Genomic DNA, 24,548 nt, shown 5'->3' on the forward strand with positions numbered 1-24,548 from the left:
TACATGTGGATTTCTTAAAAATTGACAAAGAGTTAATAGATAAAACAATTAATGAGCCTATAACAGGTTACCTATTAAAATCAATTTCTGAGTTGTCCCTTTTTAGAAACATTGCCATTATAGGAGAAGGGATTGACTCTCCAAGCAAACTGAGATTAATTAATAAGATAGGATTTGACTATGGACAAGGATATTATTTATCAAAACCAAAAATACCAGAACATTTTTTAACAAAAGAGAAACATTTTAAATAAAGGGGAGATATTAATCTCCCCCTTCAAACTTTTAATCTAGTTGGATTCCATTGTCCTTTGCCGCATCTTTCACGTGCTCCACAAATATTTTTACTATCTCAGGATTTTCACCAAGCCCTTCTATTATTGGATAAACCCTAATTCCCTTTGACTTTATAACAGACTTCCAGGAATCCTTATCAGGACCTGCCATGTCGTTGTTGGCGTGGTCTCCAGCAACCATCATAAGGGGTTTTAACACAACTCTTTTGACCTTTGAGTGCACAAGAGCAGAGACAACATCATCTAAGGATGGGAATCCCTCAACTGTTCCTATAAAGATCTTCACACCTTTATACATATGTCTCATTTTGTTTTGAAGCTGGGCATAGATACCAGTTGAAAAATATTCATTTCCATGTCCCATATATACCAGGGCTGCATGTTTTTTCTTTGCATATTCTACGTCTTTTTTTAGGGCCTTGGCTGTTTTTTCCATATCCTCTATATAATCGTGTTCTGGCCCCCACCTACCTGTCAATGGACGTCCAACTACAAGTTTTTCAAAGGGCATATACTTCTTTTTAATGGTCTTTATTGTATTTAAACCATTTACATAGGAGCATAAATCTATGAATTCTTCACCTGCATAAAAATGGGTTGGTTGTACAATAATTGTCCTGTATCCTTCATCTTGCAAGTCAGCAATAGTTGCAAGTGGGCCTTTTACATAAAAGATATCCTTTGGTATATCTTTTCTATTTATCCATTTTGGATCATCTTGTCTTTTGTGCCAAATTTTTCTAATAATATTTGAAGTAAAGGCCATTTTTACTTTTGCAGATGGAAACTCCCTTTTAATTGCATCTCTAACATTGAGCAGTGATTTTAATGCCTTTGGATAGGTAGTACCAAAGGCCGCCACAACAATCCCAATTTTTGATTTCTGATGTTCCATAGCAAATCCTCTACCCAAAATTAATGTGGATAAAATCATACATGCTAAAAAAATTTTTAGAAACCGCATAACAAAACCTCCTTTTAAAATAAAATTAAAAATAAAAAAACCCTTTAACTGGATAAAAATACCAGTTAAAGGGTTGCACCCGCGTTTTCTTCACCCTTCTTAATGCCTGATTTGTCCCCAGCATTCAGGCATCTATTCTGTGTGGCAGGTCTTCTGACTCCAGGATCATCCTACTTGCCCTGTTGAAAAAAATATTCAACAGGACTCGCCTATATAAAGGCGAACTGCACCTTCCCACCGCACACCTATCTTTGGTGCTAGGTAGTGGTATTTTGCAGCTTTCGTCCCCTGTCACAGCGGCCGGGACCGTGCCAGATTTCCACTGGCTTCCCTTTTAAGCCCTTTTAGGCACCACACACACTTTTTTAGGTTTTAATTTTAAAATAGTCAATAATTAACTCGATGTTTTATTAATTTGACAATTTTATCAATTGGATTTTAAAATTTCCTGAACTAAAAAATGGAGGGCAAATATGATAGTTGCAATTGACTCCCACATGCATGGCGATATCTTATTAAAACAAAATAGGGATTTCCCTGCCAGATATCGAGACAACAGCATAGGAGGAATAATCTGGTCATATAATGAAAACATACATAACGCTTCAGATTATACCATTTACTGGAATTATTTAAAGAATATAGCTGAGGAATTATCAGAGAAAAATTCACCCTTTTTTTACAAGATAGGAATTCATCCAAGGACCATTTGCCAAGAGCTAAAAAACACCAAAAAACTTACTACAGAGTTAAAAAGGGCCTTAGAAACCCATATGAAAAATCCTAAGTGTCTTGGGATTGGTGAAATAGGATTGGATGGAGAGGATGAAATTCAAGAAAAAATATTTATTGAGCAACTTAATTGGTGTATAAATTATTTGCCAGAAAACAAGAGAATTGGTATCCATACTCCTAGAAAAAATAAATACAAAATAACCCAAAAGATATTAGATATTTTAAATAATTACAAATCCCTTCATAAACAGATAGTAATTGATCATGTTGAATTAAATACAATTGAGCTAGTAAAAAAAATCAATGTCCAAATAGGGATTACCTTACAAGAAGGAAAATCTACAAAAGATGATGTAGAAAAACTGGTTAATAATAATTTATATGATATAAATAAAGTAATGCTAAATAGTGATAGTGGAAAAATTATATCCAGACCATACATAGATTTTGTTACTGGGAAATATCTTAGATCAGAGGAAAAAGCAAAATTATTAAAACATAACATAATCTCATTTTATAATTTAGAAGAACACTTATCTTAACGGTTCAATAATATTGAACTAAAGCTTATTGAAAATGTGTCAGAGAATTGTGAAACAAAAAAAATTGAACTTCCAATCTTGAAAAAATATGGCTTAACGTATAAGAATAAATATTATTTGGTGGTTTTGGCTCTTTTTTGTTTCACCTTTAACAAGAGAGTGGAGAGTGATGAAAGAATTTGTTGAAAAGCTTGTAAAGGAAATTGTGGATAGGCCAGAAGAGGTAGTTGTAGAAGAAAATTTAGAAAATGTACGAATGCCTCTTCTAGAGTTAAAAGTGGCCAAAGAGGACATGGGTAAGGTGATAGGAAAAAGGGGAAAAATGATAGAGGCACTTAGGATCCTCCTTGCTGCTGCCTCTAAAAAACACAAAAAAGAATATCAACTCATAGTTGTGGACCAGGATTAAATGGGACAAAAAAAAATCGTGGTGTTGGGGACAGCATCTCAGGTCCCCACCACCTTTAGAAACCACGTGGGACTTTTTTTACGGTGGGAAAATGAGGACTTTTTGTTTGACCCAGGCGAAGGGACCCAAAGACAATTAATTAGATTTAAAGTCCCAATAAATAGAATAAAAAAAATCTTTATTTCCCATTTCCATGGAGACCACTGTCTTGGACTACCAGGCATAATCCAAAGGCTCTCACTAAATCAAATAAAACATCCAGTAGAAATTATCTATCCAAAACAAGGGGAAGTTTTTGTAAAAAATTTAATCAATGCTGCAGTATTTCACAACAACCTGGAGTTAATATTTTGCCCAATTGATAATGATGGGAAAATAACTGTTTCAGGTGATGTATTAATACATGCTTATAAATTAGACCATGGAATAGATTGTTTTGGCTTTAGAATATCTGATCCTCCAAAATGGAATATTATCCCCTCAAAACTCCCTAAAGACCTACCCAAAGAGGCCATTGGCGAGCTTAAAGATAGAGGAATGATTGAATTTAAAGGACAAAGGATCTTTTTACAACAAGTTGCAGTCCCCAAAAAAACACAAATTTTTTCGTATGTTATGGATACACGGATCTGCGATTCAGCCTATAAAATCGCAGATAGTGCAGATATCTTGGTCTGTGAATCAACCTACCTTTCAACAGAAATAAAATTAGCTGAAAGTTACAAACACTTAACAGCAAGGCAGGCAGCTGAAATTGCAAAAAAAAGCAAGGCAAAAAAGTTAATCCTAACCCATTTTTCACAAAGATATAACATCCCAGAAGTATTTGAACAAGAAGCTAAAAACATTTTTAAAAATACCATTGCAGCAATAGACGGTATGGAAGTGAAGTTTGAAATTATAAAAAGAAGTGTTTAATCGGGTTTATTGGGTTTGTGGGTTTGTTGGGTTCAACTCTTTAACACATTAACCCCAAAACCCTTAACCCATAAACCCTCAACCCTTTAACACTATATTTAGCACTAACTTAATTTTATTCCCATCTTCTCTTATCTACTATTGGTTTGATTTCTGGAGGCAAGGTCCCAGGTGGGACTATCTTTAAGTTTGGTCTAATCTTAATTTTTTCCCTAAAAGTATGTAAGAGTTCGTCCTTTCTCTTGAATTCTGTTGCTTCAACATACAGGGTAACCTCGTCTATTCCACCTTCATTTGTGACCTCTAGCTGCCACCTCTTTATCTCATCAAACCTGGTAATCACCTGTTCAATCTGATGTGGATATACAAACAGACCTTTAATTCTTGCTGTAGTATCCACACGTCCAATTATACCACCAAGTCTTGGAGATGTCCTACCACAAGGACATGGTCCTCGGTCAATATATGACAAATCTCCTGTGGCAAGTCTGATCAAAGGATATGTCTTATTAAGACCAGTTACTACAACCTCTCCAACTTCGCCGTCTTTTAATGGAATCCCTGTATCAGGATGGCATATTTCCACATAAACCTTTGATGATATATGGAGACCATTTTTATGATAGCACTCATATCCAATACAACCCACATCAGCAGTTCCATAGCCTTCTCTCATTATTAGATCGAATTTCTTTTCTAGGGTGTTTCTCACCTTCTCAGACAACTTTTCTGCAGTTACAAATGCCACTTCTAAAGAAAGGTCTTTTCTTAAATTAAGTCCCATATCTTCAGCTTTTTGAGCAATATGAGAGAGATAGCTGGCGGTTCCAACATATCCTGTGACCTTTAATTTTCTCATGATTTCCAACTGGGTATTCGTATTGCCAGGACCCGCAGGAATAACAGCACATTCTAAATTTCTAAGGGGTTCTTCAAACATCAGACCTGCTGGATTTAAATTATAATTAAAACAATTCTGCACAATATCGCCTGTCCTAAAACCAGCGGCATAAAAGCCTTCTGTCCATCCCCAATAATCTGGTTTTCTGTCCTCGGGGTCAAATATTGGACCTGGAGACATAAATATGCGTCTCATCTTACCCAGGTCCTTTGTTAAAAGCCCACCTAAGCGAGGACCCATTGATTGGAGAAATATAAGCTCTTTTTTCTTTAAAATTGGAATGTGTTTGATGTCAGAAAGGTCCTTGAACTTATTTACATCAAATTGTGCCCTGTCAAAGCGTTTTTTTACTTCTTCTGAATACCTATATGCATATTGTAAAAGCTCTTTTAAATGGATACGATAAAACTGTTTTCTCTCAGACTCATCCAACACTTCAAGACGACTGTATATCCCTTCTGTCCTGTCTTTTCTGGTCATACAAGACATACCTCCAACTCTTTATTGATTTGGTAAAATATAAGTGTTAAGGACTCCTCATGAGTATGTCAAGATAATTACTTGTCCATTTGAAACTATTCAAATCTCGGGCGCCCACTGGCAATAACAACCAACTTATCTTTTTCTTTTAAGACCAAATCAGGGGAAGGATTGGCAAGATATGTGCTCTTTGAGCTATCATAAACTCCCAAGCAGAGAATGTTATATTCTTTTTTCAGAGATATAAGCACATCTAAAAAATTCTTTCCAATAAAATTGGAAGGAACCTTCATTAAATAAAATTCATTGCCATATCTATTTGAAAGAAGTTCACTCACAATTTCAGTTACTCCGTGATCCAGTGCCGCCTGAACCAACAACTTAGCACTAATCTCTCCTCCTATTATAATTTCATCTGCCTTTGCATTTTTTAAGTGTTCCAAATTTTTACTATCTTTTAACTCAACACAAACATAGCTTTCTGGATACAATGACTTTATAGTCAACGTAGTCAAAATAGCCTTGGCATCCTGAGAATATGAATCCAATCTATCATCCAAAAGTACAATCACACTATCTGCCTGCTCACAATTGGCCTTTTTTAAGGTCTCTTTGTTTGGCTCTCCTTTCACAAAATAAAATAAATTATCCTCTGGTTTCGGAGATTCATCAATATCAGCTATTAAAACTATTGGTTTATTTTGAGTCTTTAAATCTGCTCTGAGTTCTTCATAAATTTCCTCTCCCCGCTCATTCCATCCACATATAATAAAATGTTTGGCTTCGTCTACAGACCTTAAACCTTTTTTCTTCATCTCTCTCTCCTCAATAAAAAAACCAGCTAAACTTGCAGTAAGAATTCCTGTTAAGCCTATTCCAAAAAACATTATAACAACACCTATAATTTTGCCACTCAAGGTAGATGGGGTTATATCTCCATAACCAACTGTAGTAACTGTAACCACAGCCCACCATAGGGCACCCATAATACTCATGTTTTTTTCTACATATGCAAAAGCAAAGCTCCCTAAAAAAATCACTGCTAATACCAATAGGAATAAACGATGGAGCTTTTCTCTTACTGTGTATTCAAAAAATCTTTTGATAATAAATAATACACTAGGCATATGTTCTTTAATCTTTACTCTATCTTAATACGCAATTGCTCAACCTATCCTAAAACCTTATGACCTATTCTTTTCCCTAGCATTTGTTACCTTTATTAGATACGATATTAATATTACCAAAAATACAGAACAGGCTGAAAAGAAATAAAAAACAAAATGTAGAGAATAGAATTGTTTTATATATTTTACAATATAGACTGATAAAGATCCAACTCCAAAAGTTAAAATAAATTTTGTTCCATAGCCTTTATGCCTCATTTTTCTTGGAGTAAAACGAGCTACAAGTGTATTTTCCATAGGTTGATTTCCAAGTAAAAATAAAAAATATAGGATAGATACTACAATCAAAGGAATATTACTAAAATGAGCCATTAAAATAGAAAGAAATATCAAAATTGTATGAAACAATAAATATCCATATTTAGGATCATATCTTTCAGCAAATATTCCCCCTATTAGTTGTCCTATCATTCCAAATAAAAATACTATTGATGTACTCAATGTGGCTACTACATTTGAAGTCAAAAAAGGGAAATTGAGTCTATTTAAAATATACAATAGATAATGATTCTTCAGTTCAAAATAGGTAGGTAAGATTAAAGTAATTCCCCTATATATGACGCCCGCAGTCATCATACATATGCATAGAATTATAAAAGGATATAACATGGAATCGTTGTTATTTTTATTTAAATCTTCCTTAACACCTGCCTCCATCTCCTTAAAAGGCAAAAAAAACATAACACAAAAAGCCATTAAATTTACAACACCAACTGCAAAAAAACTAGCTCTAACACCGTAAAAATAATTCACTAGTCCTGCCAAAATTGGAGCAGATGCAAGTCCAATGTTTCCAAACATCCCATTTATTCCAAGGGCAAGGCTCATCCTGGATATACTTTTTGAGATAATGCCAAGACCAATTGGGTGATATATACCTGAAAAAAGCCCTACTCCACCTAAAAACAGAGAAAATAATAATGGATTTTTCAGAAAAATACTGGCCATAATGGCACACGTACCAGTTCCTAAATAAAAAAAATACATAAGTTTCTTTGCCTCTATTCTATCACCTATAACTCCCCAAGGAAAGGCGCTTAAACCAAATAAAAGATACATATAAAAAGACAGGGGCAATACATCCTTTATCTCCATTTTAAGATAACCGGACATGGGTAAAACCAGGGCTGGAAAAACCAGCATATTAAAATGGCTTAAAAAGTGAGCAAAATTCATATTTATTAATGTATTTCTCTCATTTTTATCCATTTGTTGTCCTATTTTTTTAATTTTAATGGAGCAACTAACTTTATTAAATTTGGTGATAAGCCATTCTCAAATTTAGAAGATTTGACAAGATATTATTTTTTTTACTAGAAAATATTTGCTTTTTAAGCAACCACCAATTAATTTTCATTTGATTTTGCCAAAAATGTTAAACTTGGATTATTGATAGGTTTGAAATCTTAAGGAGTCAATAGCAAATTCTTTTTAGTCATCATTCATTAACTATTACAAGGAGTTTTGTGTGACTACAAAACTTGGAATACTTATATCTGGCAGCGGCACAAATTTACAATCAATTATTAATTCAATTAAAAGGGGAAGTTTAAAAGCGGACATTGGAGTAGTGATTTCTAATGTTGAGAATGCCTATGGTCTGATAAGGGCAAAAAAAGAGGATATTCCCACTTATTTTGTAGATCACAGAAAATATAAATCAAGAAAAGACCATGAAGCAAAATTAATTGAGATATTGCAAGATTATGGGGTGGATATTGTGATTTTAGCTGGATATATGAGGATTATAACAGATTATTTCATATCCCAGTATCCAAACAAGATTTTAAATATCCATCCTGCAATCCTGCCCAGTTTTAAAGGCGTAGATGCCCAAAAGCAGGCAGTGGAATATGGAGTAAAATTGTCAGGGGCAACAGTCCACTTTGTGGATGAAAAAGTAGATCACGGTCCTATTATTATCCAGGGAGCAACAATCGTAAATGAAAACGACACTCGAGAAGATCTGGCAAACAGGATATTAAAAATAGAACACAGGATATTTCCTCAGGCAATTTCATGGCTCGTTGAGGGTAGAATTCAAATTAATGGAAACAAAACCTATATAAAGAATAAAAAAGACAACAATTTTGCAGACATATCAGATTTACATCCCTGTATTATTAACCCCCCCCTTGAAGAAGGGTTTTGAAATTCCATATTCCATATTTATTAACCTGACAATTTTCAATTTTGATATTGACCATGATTGTAAATACCGTTACAGTTCCCAACAATTAAAATAAAAAATGGAGTGAAGGAGTTTATTATGACAAAAAAAATGCAAACTATTGATGGTAATACTGCAGCAGCCCATATTGCCTACGCACTCTCTGATGTTGCGGCAATTTATCCAATTACACCATCATCGCCTATTGGCGAGATATGTGATGAATGGGCTGCCCAGGGCAGAAAGAACATCTTTGGGCAAAAGGTTCTTATTAGAGAAATGCAATCAGAAGCAGGTGCAGCCGGGGCTGTTCACGGCTCATTGGTCACAGGTGCATTAACATCTACATTTACTGCATCCCAGGGACTTCTCTTAATGATTCCAAACATGTATAAAATAGCTGGTGAGCTCCTTCCAGGTGTATTTCATGTCACAGCAAGATCTATAGCCACACATGCCCTCTCAATCTTTGGTGACCATTCAGATGTAATGGCAGTTAGACAAACGGGGTTTGGGCTCCTTTGTTCGTCATCTGTTCAGGAAGTCATGGACCTTGGTCTGGTAGCCCATCTGGCAGCAATTGATTCAAGCATTCCGTTTCTACACTTTTTTGATGGGTTCAGGACATCCCATGAAATCCAGAAAGTACACGTAATTGATTATGAAGATATAGCATCTATTGTAAATTACGAAGCTATCGAGGATTTCAGGGCAAGGGCAATGAATCCTGAGCATCCCCACTTAAGAGGCACCAGCCAAAATCCCGATATCTTTTTCCAGAATAGAGAAGCATGCAATCTATTTTACAATGAACTTCCTGGGATAGTTGAGGAAAATATGAAAAAGGTCTCTGCCCTAACTGGCAGAAAATACAATCTCTTTGACTATGTTGGCCATGAAGAAGCAGATAGAGTTGTTGTGGCAATGGGTTCTGCGTGTGAAACCTTAGAAGAGGTTGTAAGTCATTTGATAGACAAAGGCGAAAGGGTTGGCCTTGTTAAAGTTAGGTTATATAGGCCTTTTGTAAAAGATGCCTTTCTAAGAGCCCTGCCAAATAGCGTTGAGACAATCACTGTTCTTGATAGGACCAAAGAACCTGGTTCCCTTGGAGAGCCCTTATATGAGGATGTATGCACACTATTTATGGAGAAAGGCGAGATGCCCCTTATCCTTGGTGGAAGATATGGTTTAGGTTCCAAGGATTTTACACCTGCAATGGCCAAGGCAGTTTTTGACAATATGAAAAAGGCAGGTCCTAAAAATCACTTCACAGTAGGTATTGAGGACGACGTCACTAGGCTGTCCCTAGACTACGAGGAAGAGATAGAAGACACCACCCCTCCTGGAACTGTACAGTGTAAATTCTGGGGACTTGGCTCTGACGGAACCGTTGGCGCTAATAAGAGTGCAATCAAAATTATTGGAGATAATACCCCACTATATGCACAAGGATATTTTGCTTATGATGCAAAAAAATCTGGTGGTTATACAGTTTCTCATTTGAGATTTGGAAAAGAACCAATAAAATCCACTTACTTAATAACAAACGCAGATTATATTGCATGTCACCAACCATCATATGTGTATCTTTACGATGTATTGGAAGGAATAAAAGAAGGAGGGACATTTCTTTTAAATTCCCCATGGAACAGTGTTGAAGAGATGGAGAAAAACCTTCCAAATTCCCTTAAGAGAACAATCGCCCAGAAAAAGATAAAGTTCTACAATATAGATGCTGTTGAAATTGCCAATGAAGTGGGCTTAGGTAATCGTATAAATATGATTATGCAAACAGCATTTTTCAAGCTCTCGAACGTGCTTCCAATTGATGAAGCCATCTCTCTTTTGAAAGATTCTATTAAAAAAACCTATGGCAAAAAAGGTGAAAAAATTGTAAATATGAATATAGAGGCAGTGGACAAGGCCATAGATAAAATAGTTGAAATCAAGTATCCAGAATCATGGGCAGAACTACTAGATGAAGCTGTAGAAGAGAAGGATGAACCAGAATTTATTAAAGAGGTATTAAGGCCAATTGCTGCCTTAAAAGGGGACAGTCTCCCTGTTAGCAAATTTTCACCTGATGGTGTATTTCCAGTGGGAACATCCAAATATGAAAAAAGGGGTGTTGCAATAAATGTCCCAGAGTGGATCCCTGAAAATTGTATCCAGTGTAATCAATGCTCATTTGTATGCCCACATGCAGCTATTCGTCCATTCCTTCTAACAGATGAGGAAAAACAAAACGCCCCAGAAAACTTCGTGACTATTGAAGCCAAGGGTAAAGAACTCAAAGGATATCATTTCCGCATACAGGTAAGCCCACTTGACTGTACAGGCTGTGGAAGTTGTGTAGAAGTATGTCCAGCAAAGGAAAAGGCCCTGGTAATGAAGCCAATATTCACTCAAAAAGACAGAGAAGCTCCCAATTGGGAATTTGCAGTATCTTTAGAGCCCAAAGACTACTTAATGCCCAAGACAAGTGTAAAGGGTTCTCAATTTCAACAGCCACTTTTGGAGTTCTCAGGGGCATGTGCTGGTTGTGGAGAAACACCCTATGTAAAACTCATCACACAGCTCTTTGGAGACAGGATGTACATTGCCAATGCAACAGGTTGTAGCTCTATCTGGGGTGGCACTGCACCATCTATTCCTTACTGCACAAATAAAAATGGACACGGTCCAACATGGGGCAATTCTTTATTTGAAGATGCAGCTGAATATGGGTTTGGAATGCTCCTTGGTGTAAAACAAAGGAGGGAAAAGCTAGCTGAATTAATCAAAGAAGCATTAAATTTAAATATTTCCCCTGAGCTCAAAGAGGCCTTTATTGGGTGGCTTGATAATAAAGATGATGCAGAAAAATCCAGGGAATATGCAGAAAAGATCAAAGAAGAACTTCCCATGCAGATGGAACATCCCATATTAAATCAAATATGGGATATGGAAGATTTGCTTGTGAAAAAGTCCTTCTGGATATTTGGTGGTGATGGTTGGGCATATGACATAGGATATGGTGGTGTGGATCACGTAATTGCCTCAGGTGAAGACATAAATATCTTAGTATTAGATACAGAAGTATATTCAAATACTGGTGGACAATCATCTAAGGCCACCCCACTTGGATCCATTGCTAAATTCGCAGCTGCAGGAAAGACCACACCAAAGAAGGACCTTGGAAGAATGGCCATGACCTATGGCTATGTATATGTTGCATCTGTATCCATGGGTGCCAATAAAAACCAGTTATTAAAGGCATTATCCGAGGCAGAAGCCTATAATGGTCCGTCACTAATTTTATGCTATGCCCCATGTATTAACCATGGTATATTTAAAGGCATGGGCAAATCCCAGGAAGAAGAAAAACTGGCAGTGCAATCAGGGTACTGGCCACTTTATAGGTATAATCCAATGCTTGCAATGGAAGGGAAAAATCCATTTATCCTGGATTCTAAGGAGCCAGATGGATCCTTAAAAGAATTCCTTGAGGGCGAAAACAGATATCAACTCCTAAAACGCACCCATCCAGAACTTGCAGAACAGTACTGGAAGGAAATGGAAGAGATGGTTAAAAATAGATATGAGATGTTTAAAAAAATGGCCGAAGGCTAAAGCATATTATATGGGGCCCTGAATTGGGCCCTTTTTTTTATGCAAGCCCGACCTTTTTCTTGAGCTCTTCTAATTTTTGTAAAGAGGAGGACTTATCTTCCTTGATTAAACTATCTACTTTGTCCTCTAATGATGTTTCTTCAGCTGCAATATCTCCATAGGCCTGGGCCAAAGATTCTTCTTCTTCAACCTTTTGTTTCATCCTCTCCAACATAGATATTGTGGAACTTGAATCTACCTTTGCCATTTGCTTATTTACCTTTTTAACAGCCTTGGCAGTTGCAGCCCTTGCCTTTAAAGCCTTTAATTCTGCTTCATACTTGGCTATCTGAGATTTTAGCTGTTGTACCTTTATATTTAAATTATCTGCCATTTTTCTCTGGGCTTCTGCTTCCTGCTCAAGCCTTTTTGCATTTGCATCAAATCTCTCTGCCTTGTCTAAAAGTTCAGCAGATAATTTCTCTGCCTCAGATTGCTCAATCTCTCCTTTTGCTGCCCTGGAGAGTAAAATCTCGGCCTTTTTCACATACTGAGCAGCCCTCTTTTTCTCGTTTTCAGCTTCTCTCTGGAACCTAATCATTGATGCCTTTACCTCTGCTAAGGCCGATGTTGCTTCAGAAAGGTTCTTTTTTAAGTCCCTTATGCCTTGTTCTGTTAATTTTATTGGGTCCTCTAATTTATCCACCAAATGATGGGCCTCTGCTTGTCCTATTTTAAAAAAACGACTAAGTATTCCCATATTTTTCCCTCCTAATTTTCCTTGGATATCTTAATTAATGCATCACCGTGTTCAGCAAAAAATATCTCCAGAGAATTAATTGTTGATTCAAATTCCTCTAAATCTAATGTATCCAACCGTAAGGTATTTCTGAACAAAATAGTATTGGATTCACTGTCCAATACAAAAGCGCCAAAGGGTAAAAACCTGCTCTGCTCTAAAAACCATCTGTAATGCTTTTCAGAAAATTTACCAATTGGCTGCTCGATTATTAGTATTTCCCCTTCACAATCCACAATCATACCTTTAATTCCCCTTGTCTCATCTTCAATTACCACTAATTCCTCTTCTGGGACCTCATCTACAATGGACAGTCCCATATCGGCTATCATCTCTTTGACATTTAAAAAGTCCATAATTTCCTCCTGATATTTTTAATTTTTCTACATTCCCCATATCTTAATTTTTTTACCATCCACTGTTTTTTCCATCTCAAATATCTTTTCATCCCAGGATATACCCTCTCTTTTGTCAAAAATAACTAAATGCCCTTCAAGGGCACTGCATTTGTCCATGTAGTCTTTGGTCTGCTTGAGTCCTTCTGCTACTACCTTGTCTAAACTTTTACGTAATATCTTTAGTTCTATCACTATTTTTTGCACATTATTATCTTTGGTTGGCCATACAACTAATAGGTCTGTGCGTCTTTTTCCAAGACCATATTCTCTGTATATTCTACCTCCACTATTTACTATCCTCTGTAAAAATGCCTGCAAAAGAAGCTGAGGACCTGCCTCTTTGTAGTCAAATCTCTCAATCCAAGATTCACTGTGTTCTCTGAAAAACTCCTGAAAAGCACGCATGAGTTTATCCATGTCAAGAAAGCCATCTTCCCTTACATACCACGCAGCATCCTGAGTTATGGTAAGCTGGGTGGAAAATGTAAGTTCCCTGGGTATCACCTCTTGATATATCTTATTGGATATCCTAAGACTAGGACGGGTCTTTATAAGACCTAAGTCTCTTACATACAGAATGTCATCAACAGGGATATCCTCTGGCTCTTCTTCCCCTATTAGAATCCTCTCAATCACCTTTTTAACCCGCTCTTCCCTCAACTTATCAGCAAGCTGGTCAATATGGGTGTATCTCTCTATTATTATCCTTTCTTTTGCCTCTTCTATTATGTCTTTTGTGATTTTTTTGGACCTATCTCTACTCTGTTTAATCTCAAAACAGGCCACATAGCCCAGGGCATTCACAAGCCATGGCTGACCTTCTGTTAATTCCCACACATAATCAATCACTCCCTCTTCAAATTCCTGGCCTGTTTCCTCTGTGTGTTGAGAATAGAGGATACTTATCTCCCCCTTATTAAAATCCCCAAGGTGAAGGGATTCTGCTTTAATGTTAAAAGCACTACCACCTGTGATTACCTCTTTTTGTTGACTTGAATGTATGCGATAGTCCCTTACATCCCTAACACCACAAAGTATTATACTCTGAGGAAAGGTCTTTGGCCTGTCAGTATACCCGGCTCTTAGTTGCCTTAAAACACTTATAAGGGTATCACCTATTAAGCTATCTATTTCATCAATCATCAGGACAACTGGTTTTTGACTATGGATACAATATTTTCTAAGGGCTTCTTTTAAGATTGTATGGGGCCCAAATCTCAAAATATCCATTCTTTGTTTTACTAAAAAGTCATCCCCAATTATATCTTCGATTTTTGTACTGAGCTCATATAAAATGGCATCCATTGCTTCATACACATTTTCCCTTGCTGCCTGGGCCACCTCAACATTAATATAAATAGAGTTATATTTCCCCTGATTGTTTAAATACTCCATTAATGCAAGCAAACAACTGGTCTTTCCTGTTTGCCTTGGTGCATGGAGTACAAAATATTTTTTTTGGTCTATGAGCATCAATACTTCTTCCAATTCCAGCCTCTCAAGGGGTGGGAGACAATAGTGCTCATCACACCTAACAGGCCCTGCTGTATTGAAATATTTCATAAAGAGTGCCCTTTTTTTTGTTAAACATTTCCTTAAGTTATAAAAGTCCCATTTTTTCCTCTAATTCTTGAATCTTCTTCTCTATATACTCCTTTTCTTCAGGCTTTAAATCCTTTTTTTCAAGCATTTTTCTGAGGCCAATTAAGGTCATCTCCTCTCTGTATTCCCTACAAGTATACTTTGGAGGCTGGTCTTTTTGATTTTTCCTGTCCATATTTCTACACCTTTTTTTCTCTGTGTTTGACATATGACCAATTTAGACTAATTATTTTTGTTGTTTGATACACTTGAGTTAGAAAAAGTAAATGACAGATTTGAAAATATCAAGGGATTTCATCTTTACAACTCTTTTTATAAAGTAAGTCCACAATATGTTTATATCAATCCCAAAAACACCATTTTTTAGTTGTTGATATTATACGTAGAAAAGATTAAGATTCACTCTTTAAATTTCTCTTTGAGATCAAGGAAGTTGCCTTGTTTTTTCCACCAAATATAAAGAAAATAATCTTACACAATTTAGACAAAGATCTGACTATTACAAAGTCAGGGGTAGGGAGCCAGTGTTATCTGGCGAATCTTTTTTATAAAAAGGGAAAAGATGTCGTTGTAATATTTCCAGATGAATCATACCTAAAGACCTTTTCTGCTCTTATAAAGATCTTTAGCCCAAAAACAAAAAATAGCTTCTGGGAAGAAAGTTTTATAGAACTTGGTAGGTTTGACCCAAATACCCAGGATAAAAAAAATTGGGCAAAGAGATGGGCAGCTCTATTTAAACTCGTTGAAGGCCCAACACCTAAAATAATAGCTTGCACTGCGGATAATCTCCTCCCTTTTTGGCCTCCACCAGAAATTATCAAGGACAATTACTTCTTTATCTCTGTTGGTGATTCTATACTTTATGATGAACTTATAGAAATACTTACCCAATTTGGCTATAATAGAACAAAACTAACCACAAACCTGGGAGAATTTTCTGTAAGAGGAGATGTAATAGATGTCTATGCACCAGGATACTCACAGCCAGTGAGAATAGAACTTTTTGGGGATCTGGTTGAAGGGATACGCACATTTGATCCTCTGTCACAACGCTCAAAAAACGCACTAGACCATGTAGTTCTTTTACCTCTCACTCCAGTTATTTCTGACGATAAATTAATAAAAGAGGCCAAAGATATATGGCACTACCTTTGGAAGACGGGACTGCTCAGCAAAAAGGCCATTTCTGTTTTTGAAGATTCAATTAGTCTTGAAGAGAATAATATCCTTCCAGGTTTGTTTTATAAAGAAGCTACATCACTCACTAACTATCTACCAGAAAATACAATATTTTTTTTAGTAGAGCCAGAGATGCTCAGGCGGACATTAGATGATAGCGAAGCTATATGGAAAAACTTTTTTGAGCAACTACACCAAAATAAAGGGATGAGAATTCCCTACGATAAGGCTTTTAATACGGCTTCCCAGGCCAAATCCCTTTGGGTTGAAGGAAAAAAGGTGATATTTGATCCCCTTGCAAGTAAAGAAACAGCAACCCTGCAATTACCAGAACAAAAATACTTTTCATTTTCTGACCTTTTTTGGCGTCCTGAAGACAAAAAACGCCCTATTTCCACATTAATTTCCGCCTTAAAAGAATGGTCTAAAACAAAAAATCAGGTAGTACTCACCTTTAGGAGCGAAAAAGCAAAAAATAAATTTTTTAATATAATCAATGAAAGGAAATCAGCAGATGAGACTGCTTTATTTGACATTTATGAAAAGTTCCATCCAGATAAAAAGGGTATATTTGTAACTATATCTCCTCTTTCAATTGGCCTTTCCCTTGAATGGAATCATGTGATGTTTTTATCTGAATCTATTTTTCTCCCAGCAAAATCAAAGGCTCCATCGGCAAAAATCCAAAAAAAATTTAAGGGAATATCAGATGTAGACGAGATCAAGCCAGGAGATTTTCTCGTTCACAGGGACTATGGAATAGGCCAATTCCTTGGGCTCACTCGCATTCAGGTAAATGATATTGGAAACGATTACTTAGAACTTATGTATGCAGATTCCAACAAACTCTACGTCCCAGTGGATAAATTAAACCTTATCCAGAAATACAAAGGGCCTGATGGTGTAGTTCCAACTCTAGACAGGCTGGGCTCAACTAGTTGGGCAAAGACCAGGGAGAAGGTAAAAAAGGCAATTGAGACCATTGCACAAGATATTGTAAAAATGTATGCATACAGGAAAGTGATTAAGGGATTTAAATATCCCCCAGTGGATGAAGATTACAGAGAATTTGAAGCCACTTTCCCATTTGAAGAGACACCTGATCAAGAAAAGGCCATTTTGGATGTATTAAAGGACATGGAAAAAGATGAGCCAATGGACAGGTTAATATGCGGAGATGTGGGGTTTGGAAAGACAGAAATTGCCATGCGGGCAGCGTATAGGGCCGTAAGTGCTGGAAGGCAAGTATGTTTATTGTGTCCAACTACAGTTCTTGCAGAACAGCACTATCGGAATTTCAAGACAAGGATGGAGGAATTTGGTGTCAATGTAGCAATGTTGAGTAGATTTGTGTCCAAGAGCAAACAAAAACTAATAATTGAATCCCTAAAAAAGGGGGAAATAGACATTATAATAGGCACACACAGGCTATTATCTTCAGATGTTGAAATTCCCCGACTAGGCCTCTTTATACTGGATGAGGAACAGAGATTTGGGGTAAGACAAAAAGAAAAGCTAAAACAACTTAGAAAGAGAGTAGATGTCCTCACCATGACGGCAACACCAATCCCCAGGACATTGCAACTTTCTTTAACAGGGATTAGGGATTTAAGTGTAATAGAAACACCACCAGCAGATAGAAGGCCAGTTAAGACCTCTATAATTGAGAGGAATAAAATAGAGTTAAAACAAATTCTGCAAAGGGAGTTGGATAGGGGTGGACAGGTATTCTGGGTATACAACAGGGTAAAGGGTCTACCCAGGATTAAGGAATTTGTTAAATCTCTAGTGCCTGATGCAGTTGTAGAAATAGCCCATGGTCAGATGTCTGAAAAAAAACTGGAAGAAACATTGCACAACTTTTTGCTTGGAGACATACAAATTTTAGTATGTACAGCCATAATTGAAGCTGGTTTAGATTTTCCAAATGCAAATACCTTAATTGTAGATACACCTCAATTATTTGGTCTTGGACAGCTCTACCAGTTACGAGGCAGGGTTGGTAGGTCCAATGTTCAGGCCTATGCCTATTTTGTAGTGGACTCAATAAAACACCTATCAAAGCCAGTTATAAAACGTCTCAAAACTATTTTGGAGTTGGATTATCTTGGTGCGGGTTTTAAGGTTGCCATGGCAGACCTAAAATTACGGGGAGCTGGAAATCTCCTTGGTGAGGCACAAACTGGAAACATAGCAAAAGTTGGCCTGGATCTTTACCTTGAAATGTTGGAAAAAGAAATCAAAAAACTTAAGGGCGAAAAAGTTGAGGAAGAAGTTATTGATCCACAATTAAATATCTTTGTAGAGGCAAATATTCCATCAAATTATATTCAAGAAAGCGATGAAAGACTTCAGTTTTACAAGATCTTATCGTCTTGCAGGGAAAAGGAAGATTTTGAATTTGTAAAACAGGAGCTAAGGGATAGATTTGGAATGATTCCAATAGAAGTAGAAAATTTAATATCAATACTTAACTTTAAATCAATCCTTATTAAACTAAAGGCTGATCGTGCAGATGTATATAAAAATAAAATAATAATTTCATGGGAAAAAAACTCAATAAACATAGAACCAGAAAAGATGCTTAAATGGATAGAAGAACATAAATCAGAGCTCAGGTTAATTAATCCGAAAAAATTAGAGCTTAAACTTTCAGGTGAAGATTTTTCCAAGGAACTCACATACTGGTATAATGAAGTATCTACAATTTTAAAAAAGGAGCTAGCATATGCTGCGTAATATTTTAATATTTATTATCTTTTTCTCATTTGCAATTTGTGCAAATGCAAAGATTTTGGACAAAATAGTAGCCATTGTTAATGGAGAAGTAATTACCCTTTATGATTTAAAAAAAGAAATAAAAAAGGCAAGCCTATCTCAGGGCTTAAATATAAGCTTAAATAACAAAGAGGTAGTAAAGCAATTTTTATCCGACATGATAAACAAAATCCTTTTTAAAGAAGAAGCAGATAAACTGGGCATAAAAGTTTCAAAATATGAAGTTGATAATCAATTAGAACAAATAATTAAATCAAGTGAACTCACAGAACAAGAATTTGAAACAGAATTAAAAAAACAAGGATTAAGTATTGAAGAAATAAGAAAAAGTATTGAAGATAATATTAAGATAAATAAATTAATCTCATATATGGTAAGGAGCAAAGTAGTTGTAACTGAGGAAGATATAAAAAAATATTTTGAAGAACACAATATGAAATTAAAACAAAAGAAAATTGCAAATTTAATACTTTTTCAAAGTAACAATAAAGAACTATTAAAAAAAATTGTAGTGTCAGGAGAAAAATTTGAGGCACCTCCAGGGGTTAAAGCCATGGACCTGGGTGAAGTGGATGTTGATGGACTTCAACAAAACTGGAAAGATGCGTTAAAAGGTGTAAAAAAAGGTCATCTAACCCCTATTTTTGAAGTAAATTCAAAGTATTTTAGAGTTTATGTAAAGAGAATAAAAATAGTGAATCCTTTAGCTGATGATAGAACTATACAAAAAATCAAAAATAAGATATACGCTGAAAAATTAAAAAAAAGATATATAGAGTATATATCTAAACTAAGGTCTAAAGCTGTAATAGAGATTCGAATGTAATTTATATCTATTTAACCTAGATTTGTTAATTTAAGCAAATCACAGGAGTCAAATATGGACCTCAAAGATATAGGTCTAATTTTAAAAACAGAAAGGGAAAAAAAGGGTTATTCAAAAGAGGAAATTTATAAAGAAACCAAAATAAGCATTATGAATATTGAGGCATTGGAAAAAGGAGATTTTGAAAACTTGCCCCATATTGTTTATACAAGGGCTTTTATAAAAAGCTATGCAGAATTTTTGGGATTAGATCCTAAAGAATTCTTAGAAGTCTTTGATTCACATTATGGTACTCATTCACTAAGACAGAAAAGATTCGATTCATTAAAAGAAGTTGATGAAATAAAATCAAAAAAATGGCTTGGAATATTTATCTTAGTTTTTGTTTTATTTATTGTTGTTTGTCTTATTTATTTTAAAAAACATACAAATATATATTCAGACAAAGAAAGAAAAATACAAAATAATGCTGTAAATAATACACATAACACAATATTGGAGAATAGTTTTTTAGAGGATAATGCATCATCTATAGAACAGACCAATAGTTCTCAGAATAATACCAACAAAAATGTAGATACACAATCAAACAATACAAAATCTGCAGAAATATCCATGGAATCAGAAAATCAAACTAAGAATTCCACTAAAGTTACTAATATAGAACAAAATAACACTACAGAAACAAAAGAGATTAATAAGAAAGAAAACAAAGAAGCTGCAAAAAATGAGTATCATACAGTAGAGATACGTGCAAAGGATAAGTGCTGGGTTAAGGGATGGATGGATGAGAACTCCACTAAAGAGAGACTGCTTTCAAACGGGGGAATGACTCTGTTTAAGTTTAAAGACAAACTTAAATTAAAGGTTGGAAATGCAGGAGTGATAGATATTTATTTAGATGGAAAAAAAGTAGATATTAAGGGAAAGCCTGGACAAGTTAAGACTTTAAATTTTCCTTTTCATGATTAACAGGGAATTTTTTGAACACGCCATAGTCCTTAAGGTTAAGACTTACAGGGATAATGATTTTATTGTAAAATTTTTAACTCCATCTTATGGAGTTGTTACTGCCTTTGCCTTTGGTGGTCGTAAGAGTAGGAGGAGATTTTCAGGGTGTTTTGAAGAGCTCTCACATGTGGTTTTTAAATGGAAATCTCCACTACGCAGAGGCTATTTTTATCTTGAAGAGGGGATATTAATAGACAGATTTCCAAATATCCACAAAGACAAGATACCATATGGAATTGCTGTTAATTGCCAGAAATTTATAGAGGCAGTGGTTATAGGAAATTCATATTCTAAGGGGATTTATAAAATTTTTTTGGAACTACTTAAAGAACTGGACAAAGGTAATTTAATTTTTTCTAGAAATATACCTATTTTTTTCAGAGCCCAAATAGCATCTGAGCTGGGATATAAGCCCCAACTGGAGAGTTGCAACAGATGTGGAAGACTGTTAAGAAGTGAGCAACAGATATTTTTTTCTCCAATTAAGGGACAATCTTTTTGTGTTAAATGTACTGAGAAAAAAAATGGATATTTGGCCCTAAATAAGAGGGCATATCTGTTTTTAAAAGAGGTTTTTTATTCTGGTCCTAGAGATTTAATGAATAAAGAAAGTTTGACAACAAATGAAAATATTGTAGTCCTTGGAATTCAAAAGTTTGTTGAAACACATTTAAATATAATCTGGCAAAAGGGTAAATTTGTGCACTTATAAATTTTATAAAGGGAGTTTGTTATGCTTCGTTTTCAAGAAGTGATAATGAGACTACACAAGTTTTGGTCTGAGTATGGCTGCGTTATCCACCAACCCTATGATGTTGAAGTTGGTGCAGGGACATTTCATCCAGCAACCGCGCTAAGGGTCATTGGTCCTGAGCCATGGAACACTGCGTATGTGCAACCTTCTAGACGACCTACAGATGGGAGATACGGCGAAAATCCAAATAGACTCCAACACTATTACCAATATCAGGTAATATTAAAACCAGCTCCAGAAAATTCGCAAGATATCTATTTAGAAAGTCTCTATGCCCTGGGGATTGATCCAAAGGAACACGATATACGTTTTGTTGAGGATGACTGGGAATCGCCTACACTTGGAGCCTGGGGACTTGGATGGGAAGTGTGGTTAGATGGAATGGAAATAACCCAATTTACTTATTTTCAACAAATTGGAGGAATTGACTTAAATCCAGTGAGTCTGGAAATCACATATGGCCTTGAGAGGATATCTATGTATTTGCAGGAAAAAGAGTCAGTGTATGACCTTGAGTGGAATGAGAAGGTAACCTATGGCCATGTCCACCACCAGGGTGAGTATGAACATTCTAAATACAATTTTGAACACTCTTCTACTCAAATGTTGTTTCAATGTTTTGATATGTTTGAGGCAGAATGTAAAAAGCTGTGTGAGGAAAATCTCCCATGGCCTGCGTATGACTTTTGCCTTAAGTGTTCCCATGTATTTAATCTGTTAGATGCAAGAGGTGCTATTTCAATTACTGAAAGGACTGCATATATTGCCAGGGTTAGACATCTTGCATCAAATGTGGCCAGATTGTATGCAAAACAAAGGGAAGAAATGGGGTATCCTTTATTAAATAAATAAAATGTTCTTAGATGATATTTAGGAACAAAAAAGGAGTGTGTTCAAATGGGTAAGAAGATTTTTATATTTTTTTTGAGTGCAACTTTTTGTCTCTGTTCAGGGAGTTTATTTGCAAAGAAATATCGTTTTACCTATAGCAGCTTTTTCCCACCAACTCACATCCAGAGCAAACTAGCTGAGGCATGGTGCAAGGAGGTTGAAAAAAGGACCAATGGGAACGTAAAGATATATTTTTATCCAGGTCAGACCTTAACCAAGGCAGCCCAATGTTACGATGGAGTCATATCTGGAATGTCCGATATTGGGATGTCATGTTTACTATATACCAGGGGAAGATTTCCCCTTATGGACTTTATAAACCTTCCTTTTGGCAACCCTTCAGGAGAATTTGCAACAGCTATCATCAATGAAGTTTATGAAAAATTTAAGCCCAAAGAACTCTCACAAGTAAAGGTTTTGTATCTACATGCCCATGGCCCTGGTTTTATTCATCTTAAGAAGAAGGCTGTACACAAATTAGAGGACCTAAAAGGGCTAAAGATAAGATGTCCTGGTTCGGTTGCAGATACATTAAAATCACTTGGAGCCACCCCAGTTGCCATGCCAATGCCTGAAGTTTATCAGGCCTTGCAAAAAGGTGTTGTAGAAGGAGCAGTCTATCCCATGGAAACCAATAAAGGGTGGAAAATGGCAGAGGTTATAAAATATTCTATAGCTAATTATAAAATCGCATATTCTGTTGGTTTTTTTGTGGTAATGAACAAGGACAAATGGGAATCCCTTCCTAAAGAATACCAACATATTATTGATCAAATAGACATTGAATGGGCAAAAAAACACGGAAGAGCCTGGGACAAAAGCGATTTTGAAGGAATTAGATACACCTTATCTAAAGGTAATACCATCATTGGCATAGATGAAAAAGAGGCAGATAAATGGGCAAAAAAAGTCAGGGTTGTATTTGATTCATATGTTGAAATGACCAAGAAAAAGGGACTTCCTGGTGATAAGGTCCTTAATTATTTAGAAAAGAGATTAAAAGATTACAGAGAAGGAAGATTTAAATCAAAATATACGGATTAAATGTAATGAAAAAGATTGCTGGTTTAGTAGATAGGATATCCCAATTTCTTCGTATAATTGCCGGGATATTACTTGTATTTATAATGTCTATAACCTGTTTAGATGTTATTGGAAACTTCTTTGGTCATCCTATTTTGGGGGTTGAAGAGCTTGTAAGTATCCTGGCATCTATCACTATGGCCTTTGTGCTTCCCATTGCCCACAAAAAAAAGGCGCATATTGGTATAGACATATTATACAGAAGGATGGGACAGACCTTCAAAACATTCGATGATATATTTGTGTCATTAATTAGCGGAGCATTGTTCTTGGCTGCAACTGTGCAATGCTTTAAATACGCAAAAGACTTAAAAGGGGTTGGAGAGGTCACCTCTACCCTCCAAATTCCAAAATACATATTATTGTATGGAATATCCCTAGGATGCGGTGTGTTGTTTTTGGTAATCTTGTGTGAAATTGGAGAGTTTATAGATAGGTATGTGAGGAAGAAATAATGGACTTTGTTAGTTGGGGTATATTGGGAATAATTGTTTTACTTATATTTTTTTTCCTTCAGGTCCCCGTTGCATATGCATTGGCCACTGTAGGAGTTATAGGATACAGCATACTTACTTCGCCTTCTGCAGCATTAAATCTCTTATCTAGAGACCTTTACGGGGTATTTTCTTCTTATGGACTTGCGCTTGTACCCCTGTTTATTTTCATGGGCTTTATTGCCTTTTATGCAGGTGTAAGTAGAAAATTATATGAAATGGCATATAAGCTCACCGGTGGGATAAGAGGTGGGCTTGCCATGGGGACAGTAGTTGCGTGTACCGCCTTTGGGGCTGTTTGTGGATCAACAACCGCAACTGCTGCCACCATTGGCTCCATAGCCATACCTGAGATGAAACGATACGGATATGGAAACAAGATTTCAGCAGGCTCAGTTGCTGCAGGTTCTGGACTTGGAATCCTTATGCCACCATCTGTTGTGTTCATTATATATGGTATCTTAACCCAAATATCCATAGGAAAACTATTTTTAGCAGGTATCTTGCCAGCAATTTTAATAACTATCTTATTTTGTA

General features: G+C 35.9%; 22 protein-coding genes and 1 riboswitch. Of the genes, 14 read left to right on the forward strand and 8 right to left on the reverse strand.

Features of this window, described 5'->3' with window-relative positions; translation table 11 throughout:
• A partial coding sequence (locus ACY2V1_RS01435) for an EAL domain-containing protein (protein WP_461833010.1) occupies positions 1-254 on the forward strand: 254 nt, incomplete at its 5' end.
• A 31-nt stretch (positions 255-285) separates the two neighbouring features.
• Here ACY2V1_RS01435 and ACY2V1_RS01440 read toward each other — a convergent pair.
• Positions 286-1,260 (reverse strand): sirohydrochlorin cobaltochelatase, encoded by a 975-nt coding sequence (locus ACY2V1_RS01440; RefSeq protein WP_461833011.1) that lies wholly within the window; start codon positions 1,258-1,260, stop codon positions 286-288.
• A 126-nt stretch (positions 1,261-1,386) separates the two neighbouring features.
• Positions 1,387-1,631: riboswitch (cobalamin riboswitch) on the reverse strand.
• 102 nt (positions 1,632-1,733) lie between these two features.
• On the opposite strand from ACY2V1_RS01440, the gene ACY2V1_RS01445 reads away from it, so the two are divergent.
• The 3 genes from ACY2V1_RS01445 (at position 1,734) to rnz (ending at position 3,864) form a co-directional block, all read left to right on the forward strand.
• Entirely contained in the window at positions 1,734-2,537 is an 804-nt protein-coding gene (locus ACY2V1_RS01445; RefSeq protein WP_461833012.1) for a TatD family hydrolase, read from the forward strand.
• Between the two features lie 169 nt (positions 2,538-2,706).
• A complete protein-coding gene (locus ACY2V1_RS01450) occupies positions 2,707-2,946 on the forward strand; it encodes a KH domain-containing protein (protein ID WP_461833013.1) in 240 nt (79 codons plus the stop codon).
• Entirely contained in the window at positions 2,947-3,864 is a 918-nt protein-coding gene (gene rnz, locus ACY2V1_RS01455) for a ribonuclease Z (RefSeq protein WP_461833014.1), read from the forward strand.
• A 115-nt stretch (positions 3,865-3,979) separates the two neighbouring features.
• Here rnz and ACY2V1_RS01460 read toward each other — a convergent pair whose 3' ends face one another.
• From ACY2V1_RS01460 to ACY2V1_RS01470, 3 genes are all read right to left on the reverse strand, one after another.
• The gene (locus ACY2V1_RS01460; RefSeq protein WP_461833015.1) at positions 3,980-5,245 is read right to left on the reverse strand and encodes a phenylacetate--CoA ligase family protein; all 1,266 of its coding nucleotides are present in this window, start codon (positions 5,243-5,245) and stop codon (positions 3,980-3,982) included.
• A 95-nt stretch (positions 5,246-5,340) separates the two neighbouring features.
• Positions 5,341-6,372: a potassium channel family protein gene (locus ACY2V1_RS01465; RefSeq protein WP_461833016.1), complete on the reverse strand. Its 1,032-nt coding sequence runs from the start codon at positions 6,370-6,372 to the stop codon at positions 5,341-5,343.
• Between the two features lie 57 nt (positions 6,373-6,429).
• Entirely contained in the window at positions 6,430-7,641 is a 1,212-nt protein-coding gene (locus tag ACY2V1_RS01470; protein ID WP_461833017.1) for an MFS transporter, read from the reverse strand.
• Positions 7,642-7,900: 259 nt separating this feature from the next.
• Between ACY2V1_RS01470 and purN the strand changes: the two genes are divergently transcribed.
• Both purN and nifJ read left to right on the forward strand, forming a co-directional pair.
• Positions 7,901-8,584 (forward strand): phosphoribosylglycinamide formyltransferase, encoded by a 684-nt coding sequence (purN, locus tag ACY2V1_RS01475; protein WP_461833018.1) that lies wholly within the window; start codon positions 7,901-7,903, stop codon positions 8,582-8,584.
• Between the two features lie 117 nt (positions 8,585-8,701).
• Positions 8,702-12,214: a pyruvate:ferredoxin (flavodoxin) oxidoreductase gene (gene nifJ / locus ACY2V1_RS01480; RefSeq protein WP_461833019.1), complete on the forward strand. Its 3,513-nt coding sequence runs from the start codon at positions 8,702-8,704 to the stop codon at positions 12,212-12,214.
• Between the two features lie 37 nt (positions 12,215-12,251).
• On the opposite strand, the gene ACY2V1_RS01485 is transcribed toward nifJ, so the two are convergent.
• The 4 genes from ACY2V1_RS01485 to ACY2V1_RS01500 are packed head-to-tail and all read right to left on the reverse strand — an operon-like array spanning position 12,252 to position 15,167.
• Entirely contained in the window at positions 12,252-12,953 is a 702-nt protein-coding gene (locus ACY2V1_RS01485) for a PspA/IM30 family protein (RefSeq protein WP_461833020.1), read from the reverse strand.
• 11 nt (positions 12,954-12,964) lie between these two features.
• Positions 12,965-13,348, reverse strand: coding sequence for a hypothetical protein (locus tag ACY2V1_RS01490; protein WP_461833021.1), 384 nt, complete (start codon positions 13,346-13,348; stop codon positions 12,965-12,967).
• A 27-nt stretch (positions 13,349-13,375) separates the two neighbouring features.
• Entirely contained in the window at positions 13,376-14,953 is a 1,578-nt protein-coding gene (locus tag ACY2V1_RS01495) for an AAA-like domain-containing protein (protein WP_461833022.1), read from the reverse strand.
• Positions 14,954-14,990: 37 nt separating this feature from the next.
• Positions 14,991-15,167 (reverse strand): hypothetical protein, encoded by a 177-nt coding sequence (locus ACY2V1_RS01500; RefSeq protein ID WP_461833023.1) that lies wholly within the window; start codon positions 15,165-15,167, stop codon positions 14,991-14,993.
• 263 nt (positions 15,168-15,430) lie between these two features.
• Between ACY2V1_RS01500 and mfd the strand changes: the two genes are divergently transcribed.
• The 8 genes from mfd to ACY2V1_RS01540 all read left to right on the forward strand — a co-directional run.
• Complete coding sequence (gene mfd, locus ACY2V1_RS01505; RefSeq protein ID WP_461833024.1) at positions 15,431-18,913, forward strand: transcription-repair coupling factor; 3,483 nt, start codon at positions 15,431-15,433, stop codon at positions 18,911-18,913.
• Complete coding sequence (locus tag ACY2V1_RS01510) at positions 18,903-19,778, forward strand: SurA N-terminal domain-containing protein (RefSeq protein WP_461833025.1); 876 nt, start codon at positions 18,903-18,905, stop codon at positions 19,776-19,778. The genes mfd and ACY2V1_RS01510 overlap by 11 nt, the downstream gene beginning before the upstream one ends.
• A gap of 54 nt (positions 19,779-19,832) precedes the next feature.
• On the forward strand, positions 19,833-20,750 hold the full coding sequence (locus tag ACY2V1_RS01515; protein ID WP_461833026.1) for a helix-turn-helix domain-containing protein: 918 nt from the start codon (positions 19,833-19,835) through the stop codon (positions 20,748-20,750).
• The gene (gene recO, locus ACY2V1_RS01520; RefSeq protein WP_461833027.1) at positions 20,743-21,501 is read left to right on the forward strand and encodes a DNA repair protein RecO; all 759 of its coding nucleotides are present in this window, start codon (positions 20,743-20,745) and stop codon (positions 21,499-21,501) included. Before ACY2V1_RS01515 ends, recO begins: the two co-directional genes overlap by 8 nt.
• A gap of 21 nt (positions 21,502-21,522) precedes the next feature.
• Positions 21,523-22,395: a glycine--tRNA ligase subunit alpha gene (locus tag ACY2V1_RS01525; RefSeq protein WP_461833028.1), complete on the forward strand. Its 873-nt coding sequence runs from the start codon at positions 21,523-21,525 to the stop codon at positions 22,393-22,395.
• 45 nt (positions 22,396-22,440) lie between these two features.
• Positions 22,441-23,478 (forward strand): TRAP transporter substrate-binding protein, encoded by a 1,038-nt coding sequence (locus tag ACY2V1_RS01530; protein ID WP_461833029.1) that lies wholly within the window; start codon positions 22,441-22,443, stop codon positions 23,476-23,478.
• A 5-nt stretch (positions 23,479-23,483) separates the two neighbouring features.
• On the forward strand, positions 23,484-23,972 hold the full coding sequence (locus ACY2V1_RS01535; protein ID WP_461833030.1) for a TRAP transporter small permease: 489 nt from the start codon (positions 23,484-23,486) through the stop codon (positions 23,970-23,972).
• Positions 23,972-24,548: TRAP transporter large permease subunit (locus ACY2V1_RS01540; protein WP_461833031.1), on the forward strand; the 577-nt coding region annotated here is incomplete at its 3' end. The genes ACY2V1_RS01535 and ACY2V1_RS01540, both read left to right, overlap by 1 nt.

Source organism: Desulfothermus sp. (assembly GCF_053993635.1).